Annotated in this window: 17 protein-coding genes and 2 tRNA genes; 11 read left to right on the top strand and 8 right to left on the bottom strand. The window is 38.5% G+C overall.

Annotated elements, in window-relative coordinates; genetic code table 11:
• Nucleotides 1-51 precede the first annotated feature (51 nt).
• Nucleotides 52-780, top strand: a complete 729-nt coding sequence (locus HYX58_02280; GenBank protein MBI2774808.1) for a TlyA family RNA methyltransferase — start codon at nt 52-54, stop codon at nt 778-780.
• Nucleotides 781-787: 7 nt separating this feature from the next.
• Here the strand turns inward: HYX58_02280 and HYX58_02285 are convergent, their stop codons facing one another.
• On the bottom strand, nt 788-1432 hold the full coding sequence (locus HYX58_02285) for a hypothetical protein (GenBank protein ID MBI2774809.1): 645 nt from the start codon (nt 1430-1432) through the stop codon (nt 788-790).
• A 130-nt stretch (nt 1433-1562) separates the two neighbouring features.
• Between HYX58_02285 and HYX58_02290 the strand changes: the two genes are divergently transcribed.
• The 3 genes from HYX58_02290 to HYX58_02300 all read left to right on the top strand — a co-directional run bounded on the left by HYX58_02290 (nt 1563) and on the right by HYX58_02300 (nt 2454).
• Nucleotides 1563-1639, top strand: a tRNA-Arg gene (locus tag HYX58_02290).
• Between the two features lie 119 nt (nt 1640-1758).
• A tRNA-Arg gene (locus HYX58_02295) sits at nt 1759-1835 on the top strand.
• Between the two features lie 97 nt (nt 1836-1932).
• Complete coding sequence (locus HYX58_02300; GenBank protein MBI2774810.1) at nt 1933-2454, top strand: hypothetical protein; 522 nt, start codon at nt 1933-1935, stop codon at nt 2452-2454.
• Nucleotides 2455-2490: 36 nt separating this feature from the next.
• Here the strand turns inward: HYX58_02300 and HYX58_02305 are convergent, their stop codons facing one another.
• Nucleotides 2491-2874 (bottom strand): hypothetical protein, encoded by a 384-nt coding sequence (locus tag HYX58_02305; protein MBI2774811.1) that lies wholly within the window; start codon nt 2872-2874, stop codon nt 2491-2493.
• A 112-nt stretch (nt 2875-2986) separates the two neighbouring features.
• Between HYX58_02305 and HYX58_02310 the strand changes: the two genes are divergently transcribed.
• Nucleotides 2987-4192, top strand: a complete 1206-nt coding sequence (locus HYX58_02310) for an NAD(P)/FAD-dependent oxidoreductase (GenBank protein MBI2774812.1) — start codon at nt 2987-2989, stop codon at nt 4190-4192.
• On the opposite strand, the gene HYX58_02315 is transcribed toward HYX58_02310, so the two are convergent.
• Nucleotides 4182-5375 (bottom strand): C40 family peptidase, encoded by a 1194-nt coding sequence (locus HYX58_02315; GenBank protein MBI2774813.1) that lies wholly within the window; start codon nt 5373-5375, stop codon nt 4182-4184. The genes HYX58_02310 and HYX58_02315 overlap by 11 nt on opposite strands.
• Before the next feature lie 211 nt (nt 5376-5586).
• On the opposite strand from HYX58_02315, the gene HYX58_02320 reads away from it, so the two are divergent.
• The 4 genes from HYX58_02320 (at nt 5587) to HYX58_02335 (ending at nt 9855) form a co-directional block, all read left to right on the top strand.
• On the top strand, nt 5587-6639 hold the full coding sequence (locus HYX58_02320; GenBank protein MBI2774814.1) for a C39 family peptidase: 1053 nt from the start codon (nt 5587-5589) through the stop codon (nt 6637-6639).
• Between the two features lie 98 nt (nt 6640-6737).
• Nucleotides 6738-7877 (top strand): N-acetylmuramoyl-L-alanine amidase, encoded by a 1140-nt coding sequence (locus HYX58_02325; GenBank protein MBI2774815.1) that lies wholly within the window; start codon nt 6738-6740, stop codon nt 7875-7877.
• Nucleotides 7878-7969: 92 nt separating this feature from the next.
• Nucleotides 7970-9376, top strand: a complete 1407-nt coding sequence (dnaA, locus tag HYX58_02330) for a chromosomal replication initiator protein DnaA (protein MBI2774816.1) — start codon at nt 7970-7972, stop codon at nt 9374-9376.
• Between the two features lie 17 nt (nt 9377-9393).
• The gene (locus HYX58_02335; GenBank protein MBI2774817.1) at nt 9394-9855 is read left to right on the top strand and encodes a hypothetical protein; all 462 of its coding nucleotides are present in this window, start codon (nt 9394-9396) and stop codon (nt 9853-9855) included.
• Here the strand turns inward: HYX58_02335 and HYX58_02340 are convergent.
• The 3 genes from HYX58_02340 to HYX58_02350 all read right to left on the bottom strand — a co-directional run bounded on the left by HYX58_02340 (nt 9852) and on the right by HYX58_02350 (nt 13828).
• Nucleotides 9852-10250: a hypothetical protein gene (locus HYX58_02340; GenBank protein ID MBI2774818.1), complete on the bottom strand. Its 399-nt coding sequence runs from the start codon at nt 10248-10250 to the stop codon at nt 9852-9854. The two genes, HYX58_02335 and HYX58_02340, sit on opposite strands and share 4 nt — an antisense overlap.
• A 1221-nt stretch (nt 10251-11471) precedes the next feature.
• The gene (locus HYX58_02345; GenBank protein ID MBI2774819.1) at nt 11472-12638 is read right to left on the bottom strand and encodes a hypothetical protein; all 1167 of its coding nucleotides are present in this window, start codon (nt 12636-12638) and stop codon (nt 11472-11474) included.
• Nucleotides 12639-12658: 20 nt separating this feature from the next.
• Nucleotides 12659-13828, bottom strand: a complete 1170-nt coding sequence (locus HYX58_02350; protein ID MBI2774820.1) for a hypothetical protein — start codon at nt 13826-13828, stop codon at nt 12659-12661.
• A 283-nt stretch (nt 13829-14111) separates the two neighbouring features.
• Here HYX58_02350 and HYX58_02355 point away from each other — a divergent pair, with 283 nt between their 5' ends.
• A complete protein-coding gene (locus tag HYX58_02355) occupies nt 14112-14999 on the top strand; it encodes a hypothetical protein (GenBank protein ID MBI2774821.1) in 888 nt (295 codons plus the stop codon).
• On the opposite strand, the gene HYX58_02360 is transcribed toward HYX58_02355, so the two are convergent.
• Nucleotides 14996-16081, bottom strand: coding sequence for a hypothetical protein (locus HYX58_02360; protein ID MBI2774822.1), 1086 nt, complete (start codon nt 16079-16081; stop codon nt 14996-14998). The two genes, HYX58_02355 and HYX58_02360, sit on opposite strands and share 4 nt — an antisense overlap.
• 295 nt (nt 16082-16376) lie before the next feature.
• Between HYX58_02360 and HYX58_02365 the strand changes: the two genes are divergently transcribed.
• On the top strand, nt 16377-16922 hold the full coding sequence (locus HYX58_02365; GenBank protein ID MBI2774823.1) for a hypothetical protein: 546 nt from the start codon (nt 16377-16379) through the stop codon (nt 16920-16922).
• Here the strand turns inward: HYX58_02365 and pgk are convergent.
• A complete protein-coding gene (pgk, locus tag HYX58_02370) occupies nt 16900-18087 on the bottom strand; it encodes a phosphoglycerate kinase (protein ID MBI2774824.1) in 1188 nt (395 codons plus the stop codon). The two genes, HYX58_02365 and pgk, sit on opposite strands and share 23 nt — an antisense overlap.
• Between the last annotated feature and the right edge of the window lie 29 nt (nt 18088-18116).

The raw sequence follows: 18116 nt of genomic DNA on the forward strand, positions 1-18116 counted from the left end.
TTAGTATGTAAATTGAGGTTGTTAAAAGTCAACAGTATCTAAGAGGAAAACATGGCCAAACAACGGCTTGATCTCGTTATTATTCAGCAGCGGCCAGATTTGAGTCGAGCTTTTATCCAAAGCATCATTATGCAAGGGAAGGTGAAAGTTGATGGCCAAATTACTACTAAGGCGGGAACGCTTATAGCGCTAGATGCTCAAATCGATATGGACGTCACTCAGCCAAAGTACGTTTCGCGTGCAGGATTTAAACTAGAGGCGGCTTTAGACGCTTTTAATCTTGATGTGAGCGATCTTGTAGCTCTCGATGCGGGAATTTCTACTGGGGGTTTTAGCGATTGCATGCTGCAACGAGGAATTGCTAAAATTTATGGCATTGATGTGGGGTACGGGCAAGTTCATGAAAAGGTACGCAATGATGAGAGAGTGATCGTTATGGAACGAACCAATTTGCGCCACTTAGCGTCGCTTCCAGAGCTTGTTGATTTAGTAACCCTCGATTTGTCGTTCATCTCTGTATTAAAAGTAATAGAAGCGGTTAAGAACGTTATCAAACCAGATGGGCGACTTATAGTTCTTATTAAACCTCAATTTGAGGCTGAACGATTCCAAATTGGCAAGGGAGGAATTGTGACCGATCCGTCAGTTCACGAAACTGTTATTAAAAAAGTAACAAGTGGCATCGCTGATCAGGGATTCGAATATAAAGGAATTATAGAATCGCCGATTTTAGGCGGTGATGGTAATAAAGAGTTTCTCGCTCTTTTTGTAAAAAAATAGTTCCAATTCAACGGGACAAAAGAAGCGTATCTTTTAGATTTTGAATTATTGCAGCGAGATTACTTAACGCTTGTGATAATAATTTTCCCGTTTTTGCTATGAATCCGCTTTCTTCCAGAGCTGTTTTAAAATCATTAGTCTCGAGAAGCTGCACAAGTGTTGGATCGACAGCTACCGTGAGTGTGCGATTGAGGATTTTTTCTACACTAACCAGCTTTGCGCTGCTGAGCACATCTACTTTAGGGATAGGTATTTGTGCGAGATATACAAAATGATTTTTTCTTTTTCCAAATTCTGAAAAAGGGCCAAACATTTCACCACCAATAACTTTTATTAACGGTGAAGCGATTACGTCTACTTTTTGCTTTTTTAAAAATTCATTGAAAAACTCTGTCGCTTTTGAGAGAGCTTCATCTTGGGCTTCCTGAGTTTCTACTTGCGCATTGATTATTACTTTTGCACGTGGATTTATATATTCTTCATAACTTCTGCCAAACCAACCCATTTTTGTTTCTTTAACAAGAAAGATTTGCAGGTTATTATCAAATGATTTGTTGAGTGGCAGAATATCAATATAAGCTTCAAATTCTGCCTTAATTGATGCAAAAAAAATGAATGTCATTAATAAAAAAAATCGTTTGAATAAAAGCATTAATATATCCTCTCAATAATTTTGTATTTAGATTACTCTAGATAGGTTCGTTCCTACAAGGTTTTGAGTTGCATTGAGAATAAATTCAGCTCGCTTTTTAGGCTTTTTTTGCTACAATTATCGAATGAATGCGCCCGTAGCTCAATTGGATAGAGTACCGGACTTCGACTCCGTAGGTTGCAGGTTCGAGTCCTGCCGGGCGCACCAGTCTTCGCTTATCCGGGCCTTCCGGCTCGGCAAGCTACGCCTGGCTGTCGCCATTCTTCGATTATTAGAGATTGCCTACATTTTCATTTTATAAAAAAACTTTATACTTGAGCCAAAATGCGCCCGTAGCTCAGGTGGATAGAGCGACAGATTCCTAATCTGTAGGCCGCAGGTTCAAATCCTGTCGGGCGCACCACGCTTCGTCTTATTTGCACTTCGCATGGCGCGGCCAGTTTTTACATAATGGTGCCTTTGTTTATAAAAAAATTATCATCTATTACAGAGAAATTAATTTGAAGATTATTTTATATTATTTTTTTATCGCAAGTTTGGTTGTAAATGCTGAAGGTGAATTACGCGGTATCGCATTGTGGCAGGTACGCGCACAAGCGGACAATGAGCTTGATGGTATGAAGAACAATGAGATGTGCAAAGATTGTATCGAGAAACAAAATTGTGCAAGATTGCATCGTCATCTAATCGAAACGCTCATACGTACAAATGAGAAAGAAATTTCTCATGAAATTTATAATGTAACTTTGGATTTTTATGGGGTGGAGAAAATTTTTGATTTCTTTTTAGGAGATGCGACGCAAAAGCAGTTTAAAGAGAATGCTATAGATTACGGGATTGCGATAGATTCTCATGAAGAAGCTTTCAAGCAATGCTTAGAAAAAAGAAATAAATTCGCGTGCCTCTACATTGGAGAGCTGATGAAAACAAACTTAGTGTTAGAAAGTAGTTCGGCAACTACTAGTGCGATTGATGCTTATATAAATAAAATAAAAAGCAGTCAGCAAACTTCATTAAAGTGAATAAGAAAGGGCCTTACATTATAAGACCCTTTCAATTTATTTTTTGTACGAGGGAAATTTGTATAAAACGCATACAAATGGAATGCTCATAAGTGCCATTCCCACTAGTAATCCTGAACTAAAAGCGAATTTTCCACGGTGTCGGAGAAAGAATGGTCTATTTTCTTTTGTTAATTTTGAGTATGCATTTTCTAGAGGTCTGAAATCGTAAATTCCGTTTTCGTTTCCTGTGAGGGATTTTTGTAAAACTTCTAGATTATTTGAAAAATTAAAATAAGAAAAAGCGGAAACATTTTTATTGCCAAGTTTTAATGTGTGTTTAAACCCCGGCTCAGTAACAATTTTCTCAACAGCATTTTCCATGGAAAGTGCATTATTTATTATTATGCTTAATAAGATAGTTGCTATCAATTTATTCATGAAAATTCCTTTTGAAGTAAAATTATTAGCATGTAAATTAAGTATAGCACGCTCTATAGTGCGCGTCGATTTCGAATAATAGTAAAAATTATTGGCGATTGTTTTGATTTTTATGAATAAAAAATTTGTTGTTATTGGATCATCAGCAGCTGGAATGGGCGCTGTCGCTACATTGCGGCAATTAGATGCGCATGCAGAAATTATTTGCATATCTGATGAGATGCAGATGCCCTATAATAAATGTTTATTGCCGGATTACGTGGCAGGTGATAAGCAGCTAGCGGATATTTTCACACGTCCTCAAGAATTTTTCGATCAACAAAAAATAAATCTTTTGTTGGGAAAAAAAGTTGAAAAGATTTCTCCCGTTGCGCGAAAAATTATTTTGGTTGATGGTGATGAAATTTCTTATGATAAGTTGCTGATTGCTACTGGTGCTCATGCACGCAAAATTAATTTAGAAAAAATGTGTGCGGGGATTTTTTATTTTTATTCCTTGCACGATATTTTGCGACTGAAAGAATATTGCGCATCGCATGCAGTTTCTTCGGTATTAGTTGTTGGCTCAGGATTAACTGGTATGGAATGCGCAGATGCATTGGAGCAAAATGGGATTTCTGTTTCCGTTCTGGAATCCAATTCGCGCGTTATTAATAGTTTGCTCGATCAGCAGGGTGCTGCGGTAGTGCGCTTGAATGCTGAAAAAATAGGCGTTAGATTTTTTTTGGATGAAGAACTTAAAGAAATTGTGCAAGATGATGGACGCATTGCCGCTGTTAAAACAAAGAGCGGGCGTGTTATTGGCGCGCAAATGATTGTTTTTGCAATCGGTTCAGTACAAAATATTAAACTAGCCCACGATGCGGCAATTGATACATCCAAGAATGGAATTTTAGTAAATGAATGTATGCAAACATCAAGCCCTGATGTTTACGCCGCGGGCGATTGCGTTGAAACTTTTGACAGGATTACGAATAATCGCTTAGCAAGTTTTAAATGGTCTGATGCAGTATCTCAAGGGGTATGCGCTGCACATGCGATGGTGGGCCAATCAAAACCGTATGCAGGAATTTTCCAATTTTATAGCTCATATTTTTTTCAGAACAAATTTTTTGTTGCGGGCTCTCAGCAATTAGCGTTCGATCAAGAATTTAACAAGGTAACAAATAGTTCGTATGTTTCTTGCAAGATGCGCGAAGGAAAACTTTGCAGTGTTATTATTATTGGTTATGAAAAAATAGTTCCGATTATTCGCGCGCATTATGCTCGACAAGATTTTATTACCGAATCAATGTTGGAAGAAATTTTTAATTCGTGAGCGTGCTTGATAACTGCAATATTTTTAGTGTTGCTATTGAATGCGCTACGCTTCCATCTTTTTGTAAACGATAAATCATTTTTTTCTCACGTGCATGCGCTAAAAGTTGACTAACCGTTTCGATATTTTTAAATACGGTGCTGACTGGTAGTTCATGAATTTTTCCATATCCTTGGCCATATGCTCGTGCTTCAATAATTGAATTGCGTGAAACATCGCTAATAACTATTACGTGCCCAGGAAACCAAATAAGATCGCCATTTTGAATATCTCGCGCATGCGAAATTTCTTTCAAATGATTAGCAATTGTAGCGGTGTTTTTATAGTAGTAGGGTATGCCCGCAAGTTGCGCTGCTCGTGCTATTAATCCCGCGCAATCGAATCCAGAACACATCTTTTTTTGCGTGCGTGGTACAAAAAGAGTAGCGCCTTTTGCAGCTGGCATAGAAATAAAATGTGGTTCGTTTTCGTGAGTTGTAAAACTGCATCCGCCCCATACATAAGGAATATAGCCATTATTCTGGTGTGCCCATGAATGCAATAATCTTAGAAAAATTTCTCTTCGCTCATCCCATGAACGATCATTGCTTGATTCGATACATTTATTGATCGGGAGCGAAATAGTTAGTGGTGTGTTCAGATGTCTATTAAAAGCGAAAACTTCAATTTGGTTAGTTTGTGTATTTTTTTCGGTGCGCACAAACCGTGTTCCCACTGAATAAGTAGTTTGTGTACGAGGATCGTAGTGCGGTTGTAAAAGGGCAACTATTCTTTGATGATTGCCGCTTGATTTTCTTGGATTAAAACTGAGTGGTTCTGGAATTGTATCAATCGGTATTGCCCGAGCAACCAGCTCTGCCATTGGAAGCAGATTTTTTCTTAGAGTCCAATAACTAGTTTGCGGCGCGCCGCCTGGCGTAAGTTCATAAAACGCGGAGCTAATTCTCACGCGAGCTTCAGCACCTTTTTCTTCTTCTATAGTAACAATTTCATTATAAAGGAGTTGATGAAGTCGAATGCAGAACTCGACTGGTTTTGCGCAAAGACCCAATCCTTGATAGGCTTTTTCTCCCGATTGATTGCCGAGCAAATCGGCAACGGGGACGATAACTACTGCTTGTTTTCCTTGGCATACGGAAAACAAAACAATAAGAAATATGAGTGATGAAATAACTCTACGCATAACGGTTCCCTCATCCTAAGTATTTCAATTAGATTATAAGAATGCAATAATATAGAGCTTTGGAAAATTTTGAAAGGTGCCATCCAGTAACGAAAAATAAAAAAACTATGAAGAGTTGGGGTTTTTGAAGGTTGCGTTATTATTCAATTGAAAAATAAATGCAAATATATATATAATATTGCTGATAGGCTCTGTAATGCAAAAGGAATTGATGAAACACTTAATTTTTTTTCTGGGAATTTCGTTTTGGTGCTTTTCTTTTGCGCAGGCAACCCAACAAGAGTGGGCAAGTTGCTATAAAAAAAGATTTTCTCAAGCTAAACAACTTGATCACAAGAATCTCGCTTCATTAACATTTGGAAAAAAAACTGTGCCATTATTTACACAGCTTATTTTTTCTTGGAATGCGCATCGTCCCGCACGAGGCTATTATAGATTTTTAGCACAAGTGCGCGATGCAGGAACGCAAAATTGGCACGATTGGCATACGATGATAGAATGGGGTCAACACACACAGCGTTCTTATTTTAACAAATCAGGAACGGGAACTAAGTATGAACATGTTCGCTTAGAGATTCCCCCCAATAAGCCTTCGGATGCCTTTCGCATTAAAATAGAATCACACGAGGGCGCAGATTTATCACAACTTGCAGCATTGAGCGTAACGATTGCAAATTTTCCCGATTTCCAAGAGGAAGATGCTCAACAGGTATGCGCAGCACTTTCATCCGTGCATGTCGTAGGTGTTGGAAAACAATCACAGATGGTTCTTGAGCATCCTCGCAAAGAAGCGCTATGTTCACCCACATCGTGTTCAATTGTTTCTAGCTTTTTAAGTGGAGTACCGATAGATCCTATTGCTTTTGCGGCGCGTTCGTATGATGCGGGGCTGGATGCATATGGGAGCTGGCCGTTCAATACGGTAACCGCATACGAATTGTGCAAAGGCGATTTTTTCTTTTATGTGACACGGCCTAATTCTTTTGCACAAATTCACCAATCGCTGAAAAAGAACTTACCGGTAGTTGTCAGTGTTCGTGGTCCACTTTTAACTGCGCCGCGAGAGTACAAAAATGGACATCTTTTAGTAATTGTTGGTTTTGATGCAGAAAGTAAAATGGTAATGTGCCATGACCCTGCATTTGAAAATACTGAAGATACCGCCGTTTCTTATCCGCTCGATTCTTTTTTGAAAGCTTGGGAGCGCTCGCGAAGACTTTCTTATATTGCCGAGCGTGCAACAACCCCTTTAAAAGAGCATTAATTTTAATTTCAATCTGAATTATTTACTTTACTCCCCCCCTGTTATTAGGATGGTATCAGGCAAGCGATTCTGCATCTGCGGATTATAAAGGGGGAATAATGAACAAGTATTATGGTTTGCTGATTAGTTTGAGTATATGTTTGATTGGTCAAGCTGCTGGGCACAAATCTTCGATCGTAACTAAGGCGTTTTTCCATCAAGGTAAGTTGAGTGACAAAGTGATGTTCTACTTTGATGTTGAACCACTTTGTAATGAATTACCTGCGCGTCCGTCGCAAAAAAGTGGAACAGCTATGAAAGAACTGGTGCTCTTCTTTCCGCTTACTTCGTTTTCACGCGAAGCGAAACATAATTTAGCTGGTTTAAAAGATACGAATAATTCATTGTATAAGATTTCCTTAGAAGAGGTTGAAAAACCAATAAAGGGTTTAAAGGTTTATGTTGCATATGATCCAGAATCAATTATTTTTGACTATTCATCATGCGATGTGATAAGCGCTACTAAAGGCTTTGTGATGAGTTTTCATAATAAAAAAGTTTTAGAAAAAATAAAGCACGCTAGTAATTCAGTTTTACGGTACGCTGAGGCGGAAAAACCTCAAAAAAAAAGAATTGTTGTTGATTTTGGCCATGGCGGTAGGGATACTGGAACTATAGGTTGCCATTCACTAAAAGAAAAAGATCTGACGCTTCAAGTGGGAAGAAAAGTTGTTTCTCTCCTAAAGCAAAAAGGTTTTGAGGTTTGCGTTACCCGTGATCGTGATGTTTTCATCCCGCTTGATAGACGGACAACTTTTGCCAATCAAAAAAATGCGGAACTTTTTGTTTCTATTCATGCCAATTCATCACCGAAAAAAAATATCCAGGGAGTTGAAACCTATTGGTCTCCCCGTTGTTCTGTTCATAAACAGTCGCTAAAACAAAAAATAACTGCCGACGTTGCTCTGCAAGAATTTTATTATCCATTTGATTCTAGAGCAGAATTATTAGCCCGTTGCGTACACAATGGCGTTCTCACCTGCGTGCAATCAACTTACAAACTTGTTGATCGCGCGGTAAAAAAATCTATTTCACAAGTGCTGATTGGCACCGATATGCCATCCACTCTTATTGAGATAGGATTTCTCTCTCATGCGCAAGAAGCGGACTGGTTATCACAAGATAGTAATCAAATAAAAATTGCTGCCGGAATCTGCAATGGTATTGAGGCGTATTATAAAAGTGCTTTTGCTGCTTGATAAATGCGCGCCTTGATTAACTCTTTGTGATCGTGCTACACTGCAATACAATCAAAAAAACATGTATCACTTTTTCATAAAATAGATTAAGCGTGCTAGCAACGATTTGGGAACAATTTTTAGTTATCGCGAGCCAAGAGGCAGGAAGCCGTGTTGTTGAAACATGGTTAAAAGCTGTTTGTCTGCATCGATGGGATTCGTTGCATAAAATTGTTTATGTCAAGGCGCCCAACGCATTCATTAAAGAATGGATTAAGACAAACTATCTTGCGATTTTTCATATGCATCTCAGCCGTCTCTTCAATGTTGATCAACTCAAAATTGTTTTCATAGAAGAAAGCGAGCTCATTGTTTCACATGACGAAAAAAGTGATCATGATGAGACAATTAGAGTTTTACCGGCTCAGCGTATTGCGCGGCAGCCGTTGCAGGAAAAAAAGGGTACAAAGGTCGTAAAGTTTGGTACACCAATCCGCCATCAACTCAACAAAAATTTTATCTTTGATACGTTCATTGTTGGGCCTAATAACCATATGGCTTACGCTGCGGCGTATGCGGTAACACAGAAACTTGGCAAATTATATAATCCACTTTTTATTTACGGCGGCTCTGGCTTGGGAAAAACACATTTGATGCATGCGATTGCACATGAAGTAAAATTGCATCATCGAAATGTTGAGGTGCTCTACCAACCGGCCGACAGATTTGTGAGCGAATTTATTTATGCAATTCGATTCGATAAGGTTCATCAATTTCAATCGAAATATAAAGATATTGACGTTCTACTAATCGATGATATTCAATGCATTTCAAATAAAGAACAAACCCAAGAAGCATTTTTTCATATTTTCAATACGCTTTATGATGCTCACAAGCAAATTGTTTTTTCCAGTGATTCATATCCAAGTAACATACAAGGAATTGCTGAGCGATTGCGCTCGCGAATGGCAAGTGGTTTAGTAGTTGATGTACAAATGCCAACAATTGAGACAAAAATAGCAATTCTAAAACGAAAAGCTGAATTGCAAGGTGAAGAACTGCCCGATGATGTGGCAGCGTTTATTGCCTCTTCTGTAAACTCGAATATTCGCGAGCTTGAAGGTGCTTTTATTCGAATTAATGCGTTCGCGCATTTAATGAAACAGCCGATTACGCTCGAATTAGCAAAAAAAGTACTTGTTGTGCGCATGAGTAAAGAATCTGGTGAGCGATCACAGGTCGACTTTGATAGAATTGTAAAAACTATTGGTACCCATTATAGATACACCTTAGGGGATTTGCGCTCAAAAAAAAGAAGCAAAGAGTTGTCTTGGGTGCGTCAACTTGCTATGTATTTTATGAGGAATCTTACCGATAAGTCGCTTCACGAGATTGCTCATTATTTAGGACGCAGTGATCATTCAACCGTGATTCACGCGTTCAAGCAGGTGCAGGATCGTGTGGAGGCAGATCGAGAGTTTCAGGATCAGATAAATAGAATGAAGCACGAAATGCTCTAAAATAAAAGGGGAGGTTTATGAAACATCTATTCGCTCTATTAATTTTATTGATGTGCAATAGTTTTGCTCTAGCCAATACAGCCCATAAAGCGCGAGACTTTGATTCATTTTTAAAGCAGTTCGTTAGCTATGAACAACAATCCGCATTCAAAGAGTATTATAGCAAACTCATGGATCGGGAGCGCGATCGAGTTGGCCACGCCAAAGGAAAACAAGCAATGCTTGATTTAGAAACAAATGGAAAAGCATCCCTGGAAACTCAAGCTCCAACTTATTTTGCGCAATTAAAGAAAAATAAATCATCTGAAAAAGAACAAAGAAAATTATATATTCGTTATGGCGCTTATCAAGAATTTCTCAAAAATGAAATCAAGATTAAGAATTCATTTTTCGTCAAAGCTCGCGGTTATGCAACCGGTGCAAAAAGCAGAATTGCCAATTGGTTTGGCTCGTGGCGCAAATCAAAAACCGTAGCTTAGATGCTTGAAGCAATCGAAGCCGGTGTGTTATAAGATTGATAAATTTTTTCTTCTATAATTTGCGAGCCGAATGCGAGATTGATCTCTCGTTTTAATTGCGCACGACGATCATTAATAATATATACGCTTCGCGCAAGCGTGATAAATTCTTCGTCGAATGAAAGCAATCGTTCTTTCTCACGAAGTTTATCTTCCACGTCCCATAGCAATTGATTAACTTTGAGAAGTTCGCCTTTTAGATGATCTAATTGCTCAGAATTATTAATTTGATCATTTAACGTTTTACGTAATATTGTTAGCTCGTAGTTAATATTTTTTAATTTATTAGTGTCAGCTGTTTTTGCCGATTTTATTTCAAGGATTGTTATTTTGTCTACCAACTCGCCTAAAGATATTTCCGTTAGGAGAGATTGCGGGCCTTTAGTCTCAACCTTGCAATTATTGAGCCATTCTCGCGGATAGAGATGATGTAAAATGAAGTTTTCAACTGATACATAGGTATTAAGTGCCGCAAATCTGATTGTTTGCAGTAAGCTGCATAGTGGATCAGAAAAAACTTCCCCTTCATCATCAAACACTGCAAGGTTATTGCCTTGAACTAGAATATTCCACGGCAATAAATCTCGATGCTTGATATTTGCAAATTCAACCAGAGAAGAAATTACCTGTGGCGTATTTGGCCAAACACCATTGAGCGCTTTAAAAGTTACTAAATTAATACCGGGCAACCATTCGGATTTACGCACTTTTCCTAGATGCTTTTTTAAAAGATTCTTTTTTTCGAATGTGCTTTCAATTTCGTAAGAGACACCCTCTTCGCGAGCAGTATTGCCATAAAACCAATGTTTAACCGGCAATTCTTTTTTTGGCGTTTCAAAAATCTGCATAAGAGCCATTGCAGACGGATCTGTATGCCGCGGTGTTTGTGCGATTACCGTGCCCTTTTTTGCTTTTAAGAAATCTTCGATTGCTTTAACTTCCGAATTATTCATAAAGACTTTATCGGTTGACGGGGGTGTTTCGATGATAACGTAGTCACCCATTTTAAATACCGCTTGCGCAACCGTTTGCCACTCTTTTCCAAAATGGTGAATAACGTTCAAGCAAAGCACAACATCAAAATGCTCACATTGAGCTAGGCGTTTAAAATCTGAGGGCAGCATATGTTTTTTTAGATAAATAATATTTTTACGATCAGTGTTAAGAGCGCAGAGTTCTTCAAGTTTGTTTGAAGCATTAAATGAGACGTTAAGGTATTCACCTTCGATCATAACCGCAGAAGAATGCGGAAAATCATGGGCACTTCTAAACGAAAAATAACCTTGAGCAGCTCCTATGTCCAAAACAGTGAAGGGTCGCTTGTATTTATTTAGATGCTCTTTAATTGCGGCATACCGACTGGCCGATTCTCTAATTCCTGGGCTAGTAATTTGATTATTGACTATAATATCCTGATATTGTTCTGCCAAAAGCATGCATGAACTTACCAATAACATGATGGTGAATCTATAGCACTTGCTCACTATTCCCCCTGCAAAATTAAGTGACTATTTTATAGATTCACCCTAGCATTTTTCACCAGTTTCTTGTCAACGGTTAGTCCCGCGCAAAAAACCTTAGCAATCTGCGTTCAGCAATGTATCAAGTGCGTTACAAACTTCCTGTATTGGGCGCTCCCAATTACCTGGGGACGCTTGGCGAAATAGACGCATGGAGGGATACCAAAGTGAATCGCAACGTTTCATTCCGTAGCGCCATTCTGCTGCAAGCGGAAGAAGCACAAAGACCGGTTTTGCCATAGCGCCAGCTAGATGAGCGATTGAAGTATCAACTGTGATTACTAGATCTAGATTTGCAATGATGGCTGCGGTATCCATAAATGCGCCCGATTTTTTATCAAGTTCTTCATCTAAAATTATAAGACTGTCGCGCTCATCTTTGCTTAATGCGCGGAACGCGTCGCCAATTTGGAGATTATAAAAGCTGCATCCTTTTTTTTCTAAAAGCGGTTTTAAACAATTGAATGCCATAGATCGTTGCATAAGCTGCGCATCATCACGCGTTGCGCCATTCCAGCATAATCCCACTTTGCATTGAGGATCGCAGCTCATTTTTTTTGCCCAATAATCGATTCGTTCTTGCTCGGCTTGGATGTAAGGTGGTTGAGGGATTGTTTTTGCCGTTGTTTTCATCAAAGCAGGTAGGCTGCACAAATGAGTTTCATAATCGAAAACAGGAAGTTTACTTCTTTCAAAAATCACGATATTTCCAAAATACGAATCGTTTACCATTCCGTTATTAATAATAATTGTCTCGCCGATGTAATTCTGTATCTGTGCAAAAGGCATTATTATATTGTCTGCAAAAATAACGATCGATGCACCACGGTTTTTAAGTTCCCTTGCGAATCTCAGAAACATAAACAGATCGCCATATCCCCAAGATGGAGTATGGATTAATAAGCGTTTTCCATTAAGATCTTGGCCGTGCCATTGTTTTTCTAAAGTAGAAAAAGTTCTAAAATGGTTATCCAGTAGTTCAAATCCTTTATTAAAATGTTCGCAGGCAAGATGCGCAAGCGCAAGCTCGAGCGACGCTTCTTTATCTTGAGGATCTTTAATATTTGCTATGCGAAAGCACGAGAGGGCTTTTTGATAATTCCCTTGCGTGCGATATTCTTTGCCGAGTTTGCAAAGCTCATGTGCCGAGTGATCCGATAAGGTACGGTCAGCAGTAAGCGTAAAGCTTGCTGCTAATAGAATAATTAAAAAATTAAGCTTCATACATCCTCGCTTTTAAATAATTATTTTACGATTCTTTGTAGTTCATTCATAACATTATTAATAACGGTTTGCCAATCACCTTGCATTGGTTGTCTAAATAGCCGCATTGTAGGGTACCAAGGAGAATCGGATCGCTCTAGAAAAAAACGCCATTCGCTTGCATATTGAAGCATCACCCATGTTGGTACACCCAATGCTCCTGCTAAATGCGCGATTGAAGTATCGATAGTTAATACAAGATCAAGATTTTTCATTACTGCTGCGGTATCAATAAATGCACCATTATCTTTGTCGAAATGATCATTAAAAAGATGAATGTTTTTTCGATCTTCGGCAGTGAGGTAGTTCACCTGCTCGGATCCATATCCCTGCTGAAGGCAATAAATTTCGATGTTTTCAATCTTAAGGAGCTGAGCTGCTAAATCGGCTAGCTTCATCGCGCGACCAGCAGTTTGAGGATCTTCGCGAACGGCACCTTGCCAGCATATGCCAATTCTAAATTTTTCTTTATTTCCTAATTTTATCGACCATTCATCAATATATTTTTGATCTACAAACAAATAGGGGATTTCATTAGGAATGGTATCGATTGCTGTATCAAATACTTCTGGAAAATAGGTGGTAGGCAATTGATAATCAAAAGTTGGTTTTGGATCACTGCTTATTATTATTTGATCAATATATGGGCAGTAGCGCAGTAATTTAGCGAGAGGTTTTTGCGCCTGGCAAATAACGTAAGCACCGCGTTTTTTTAGAAAAGAAGCGTATCGAATATACATGAAAGTATCGCCTAAGCCCCACTGGCAATAAATAAGAACTGTTTTATTTGCCAAATCTTGCCCAAGCCATAATTTTTCTTGGAATTGTTTTTCATGTTGCCATCTAAATTTAAATCCAGCCATTCCTCTTTTAAAATCACCGAGCGCCAAATACAGATCGCCTAAATCCCAGTTGGCGGGCCAATCAAAAGGACGTTTAAGGAGGGCAGGCTTTAGGCAGGAAAGCGCTTTTTGTATCTGGCCGGCAATTTTGTGCTTTCTCCCTTGAGCAAAAAGATCATCAAAACTTTTGGTGTTAAAAAGTATTTGCTCATCAGAGCTCAGTTCGATTAAATCAGCTAAAAGAGCAGCATGTAAAACAGGAGATTGAAAAAAAACTAATAAAGTGAATAACATACTATGAAATTTCATCTTTTTTCCTTGCTTCATTATGTACGATCTAGTTTATCTCTATATTTTTTTTGATTCATGTATCAAGAATCTGTAGAGCTAAATTGAGACATAAGAAATATTATGTAAAAGATAGGGAGTTCGCATGTGCATTTTTTTACGTTTTACGATTTTATGTATTTGTATTTTTTCGATGGCTGAAGGAACAATGGAAGTCAAAAAGTTAATGAATAAAGTAAAAGAGGCAGAGCTATTGCTCAAGCATGGCGCATATACGCAAGGATTTTCATTATTGGAGAATCGATTGCTTATTCATAATGATATGCCGCATGATAAATTACTTATGCGAGATATATGGCAAAATGAAGATTTAACAAATAAAAAAGTGCTTGTCCGATTGAGAGGGGGCATTAGTGGCGAACGTAAAGCAATAGGGATAGGTGATGTATTTCTATTTATACGATTCGTTAATAAACTAAGGGAAAGAGGTGCACAGGTAGTGATAGAGGTGCATCGATCATTGGAAAAGATAATAAAAAGGAATGGCTATCAAATTGCCCACGAAAATGAATCGTATGATTATCAAGTACCGCTTATCAGTTTGCCTTACATAATAGGAACAAAATCGCCCGATCTTTCAAATGTTCTTCCATACATATGCTATGATGAAATAATAAAAAAACAACGAGCAAAAGAATTAAATCCAAAAACAACAAACGTTGGTATTTCCTGGCGAGCGAGCAATTTACCACCATTAAATAGAAACATCCCATTTAATCAATTCCTAGATGTATTGGCTAAGATTGCCAAAGAAAAAAATATTACTTATTACAATATGCAAGGCGATTTAACCCAAGAAGAGCTTGAGCAACTCCCCGAAGATTTCCCCTTGGTCACATTAGAGGGGTTTGATAAAAATAATAATGCTTTTGAAGACAGCGCGGCTCTTATCGATTTACTGGATTTTTGTATGTTTATTGACTCATCGGTACTTTCTCTTGCCGGTGCAATGGGCTCAAGGAAAACTTTTGCTATTTTGCCCGCTGATAATGATTGGAGATGGGGCATACGTGAAAATTCTGATTGGTTTCCAACGTTGATGCTTATAAGGCAACGTGAAGATGAAGCTAAAAAAAATGACTGGTCGCGTTTGCTATTGGAAGTTGGAGAGAAAATAGCTAAAAAAAGCTAAAAGAAAGATGCAAAAAAATTCATATCTTCCTTAGATCTGCGTTGATGCGCAAGGCGCTGTTTTTTCGTACGCATGAAGCTATTATTCCACATTTTAAGTGAAAGACTTAAATACCAACTAACATAATCGGTGCATGGCTTTGGTTGATCCAGGCCGACCATTGTTGGAAAATGTTCCGTATCGACGAGCGCAATCTTTTTTGTTACGTCATCAATAACATAGTTATTAATATGTGGATCGACTTGTTGTTGCAAAAAGTTCGTTAAATTAAGTGCTGTGTCTCGATCGCTTGAGCTGGTCAGAGAAAACGTACGTTCAATATATACTTCATCGCAAACAAGTGCATAAATTGAAGGTAACGTTATTGTTTGCTTTTTTCCAACCGCACCAATATTTTCGCCTTCTATAATTAATTTTTTCTGCTCCATTGGTTCCCAATACCATTTGCGAGGAAATTCTACTTTATCGCTCCACTCAGTATTTTGAGCAACTAGTTTTTGAAGGCGGTCTAGATTTCTAAGACGCGTAAAACCACTTAAATAGCGATTCACGCCCCCACCCATGATAAAAAAACAACATGATTCAAAACCATAATCGAATGGCTTAAGAAATTGCTCTGGCGTGGTTATAAATAATTTCAACACAAAAGGATAATCTTTAAATTTTGCGACTAAAAAACCGGTATGATTTTTAAAATTGAAATCTCTTTTTTTCAAAATTGTAAAATCGGTAAGATGTGGTTTTTTTGCGCAAAGTTCGATAAGGAGTTTTTCAATTAACGCTGATAACACCGCTCCATCAACATGGTTTTCAAGTTGATAGCGATATGAAATTGGTGCAGACGTTAATTTTTTTGTGTCAAAATAACGTGCATCGTAAAGATGAAAAAGGGCGCCCTCTTGGAGATAGAAACTTGAGAGCGCATGCTTTTTTGAATCGCCTAACCAGTAAGTGGTTATAGTTGGTGTTCCCGGTTCCTCAGTGCGGAATGGGCTGCGTGCGTGTGCCAAAGTATTGAAAATCAGAAAAATAAACGCTGCAAGCAGTTGTACTTTACGGCGAGAAAAATGATATGAAACCATGCAACTATTTCCTTTCTCTAGTAATTTTACCCGAATTTTAGGGGGAAAGTAAGTCTATATAAAGGCTATTATTGTATTTTTCATGTGATAGTTGCTACTATTTTGGCAAAAGTAGAAGATGCGGTGGAAAAAAGGGGACACTTACATCAATTTGGCTAGAAAGAGTATGAAAAGTGCTTAATTTAAGGCTAAATTGGGGCATTTGCCTAAGGGTAACTTACATAGTAGGATGAGGAAACGACAGGGGAAAAAAGGCCCTGTTTGAAGCAAAAACCTCTAAAAAAGGGTAGGTACTATGGAGCCGATGCTAAACTTAAATAAACACAACGATGTTTTACGCTACTTGAATGAAATGCCGCGCAAAATGATGATGTTGCACGGAAGGGATAATATTGCTGCGTTTCTTCTGCACGATCTTTGTCATGAACAAGGATTTAATTTGCATAAGGGCGCCTATATAGTGGATAATGCCGACTTTGATTGCCTAAAAGGCGTTGCGGGCATTCATCGCCTCGAGCATGCAAAGTATGCAAATGGCAATGGGAGCACGATTTGGCATACACCCGACGACTATAGTGCATTCTGCTCAGATACTGATTTCAATAAACTGGTTCGTTCAATTGAGCATAAAAGTATTGAGAGAAGCAAGGGCAATGAAGCTCAAATGATTAATAAGTTGGCGGAACAATTACACATCGATAAACCAGAATACTATTCTTGGCCCATTAAGCATTACAATAAAGGTATTTTGCTTTTTGAGCGCGCTGATGGGCAATCAAAAGAACTTGACGAGCATATTCTCAATAGCATCCATCTTTTTAGCTTTTGCCCGATTGCGTAATAAATGGATCAAGCCCGGGAAGATCTGCTTTACTTAAATAGGCAAGCGCTGCGCCGCCTCCGGTGGAAAGAAATTTAATCTGCGAAGCAACACCAGCATCAAAAGCATATTCAACGGAATCGCCACCGCCGATCACTGTGTACGCGTTGCTTTGTGCCAGCGCAGAAAGTATTTTGTTAATGGGAAGGAGCGTCTCGGGGCGCTCCTTAAACCCGACCGCTGCATTAAAAAAAATTGAACGGGCAAGCCCGATTTGTTTGATCACTAAAGAAACTGTTTCGGGGCCTACGGAAATGCCATAACCATTGGCGGGAAACCTATCTGCATTGCATAGTGAAAGTGCGCCTTTTTGATTCTGAGCGGCTACTAAATAATCAATCGGAAATAATAAGTGATCCCTCGTCCTGCCATCTTCAAGTAATTTTTTTGCTGCAGTCAGTTCGTTTGCTTCAATGAACGATTTTCCGATTTCTTTATTCTGAGCCGCGAGAAAAGTAAAAACAAGGGGAGGCATAAGGAAAATGGAAGCTTTTTGCTCCAGGAGTGATTTGATGAGCGGTAACTTTGTTTCAATTTTATTGCCACCAAGTAAAACAAGAAATGGCTGAGCTGGATTATCAAGAAGTTTATTGAGTGATTTAATCTCTCGTTCAACTAAAAATCCAATTGTCCGATGCGCGGGTGAAAAATAAAGCGGTGTTAGTGTCAATGATGCGTGATCTCGATGAACGGTTCCAAACGCTTCGCACACATAATAATCTCCGCATGAAGCAAGCGCTTTTGCAAAATCGGCGTCGTTGCCTAATTCTCCAGCAAAGAAACGCAGGTTTTCTAGTAAAACGATTTGAGCAGTGGATTTTTTTGCTTCATCAATCGTCTGCGCAAATTCCAGATGCAGGTTGTTTTTTTCAAACCACGGAATGAGCTGCCGCGTCGAAAATTCAGGTTCCTGTTTTTTTGGTCTGCCTAAATGGGTTGCAATAACAATGCGCCCTTTTTTTTCAATAATAAAATGCAGTGTTGGCAGCAAAGCTTTTAAACGAAAATCGTTTTGAATTATGCCTTCAGAAATTGGCACATTGCAATCGGCACGAATAAGTACGCGTTTATTTTCTAGATTAAAGTTTTCAAGTTTGGTGCGTAAGTTGCTATAACAATAGCTCATAATTATCCTTTTTTATCAAGATGATTTTA

It is taken from the genome of Candidatus Dependentiae bacterium, assembly GCA_016191325.1.
Lineage (GTDB): Bacteria > Babelota > Babeliae > Babelales > JACPOV01 > JACPOV01.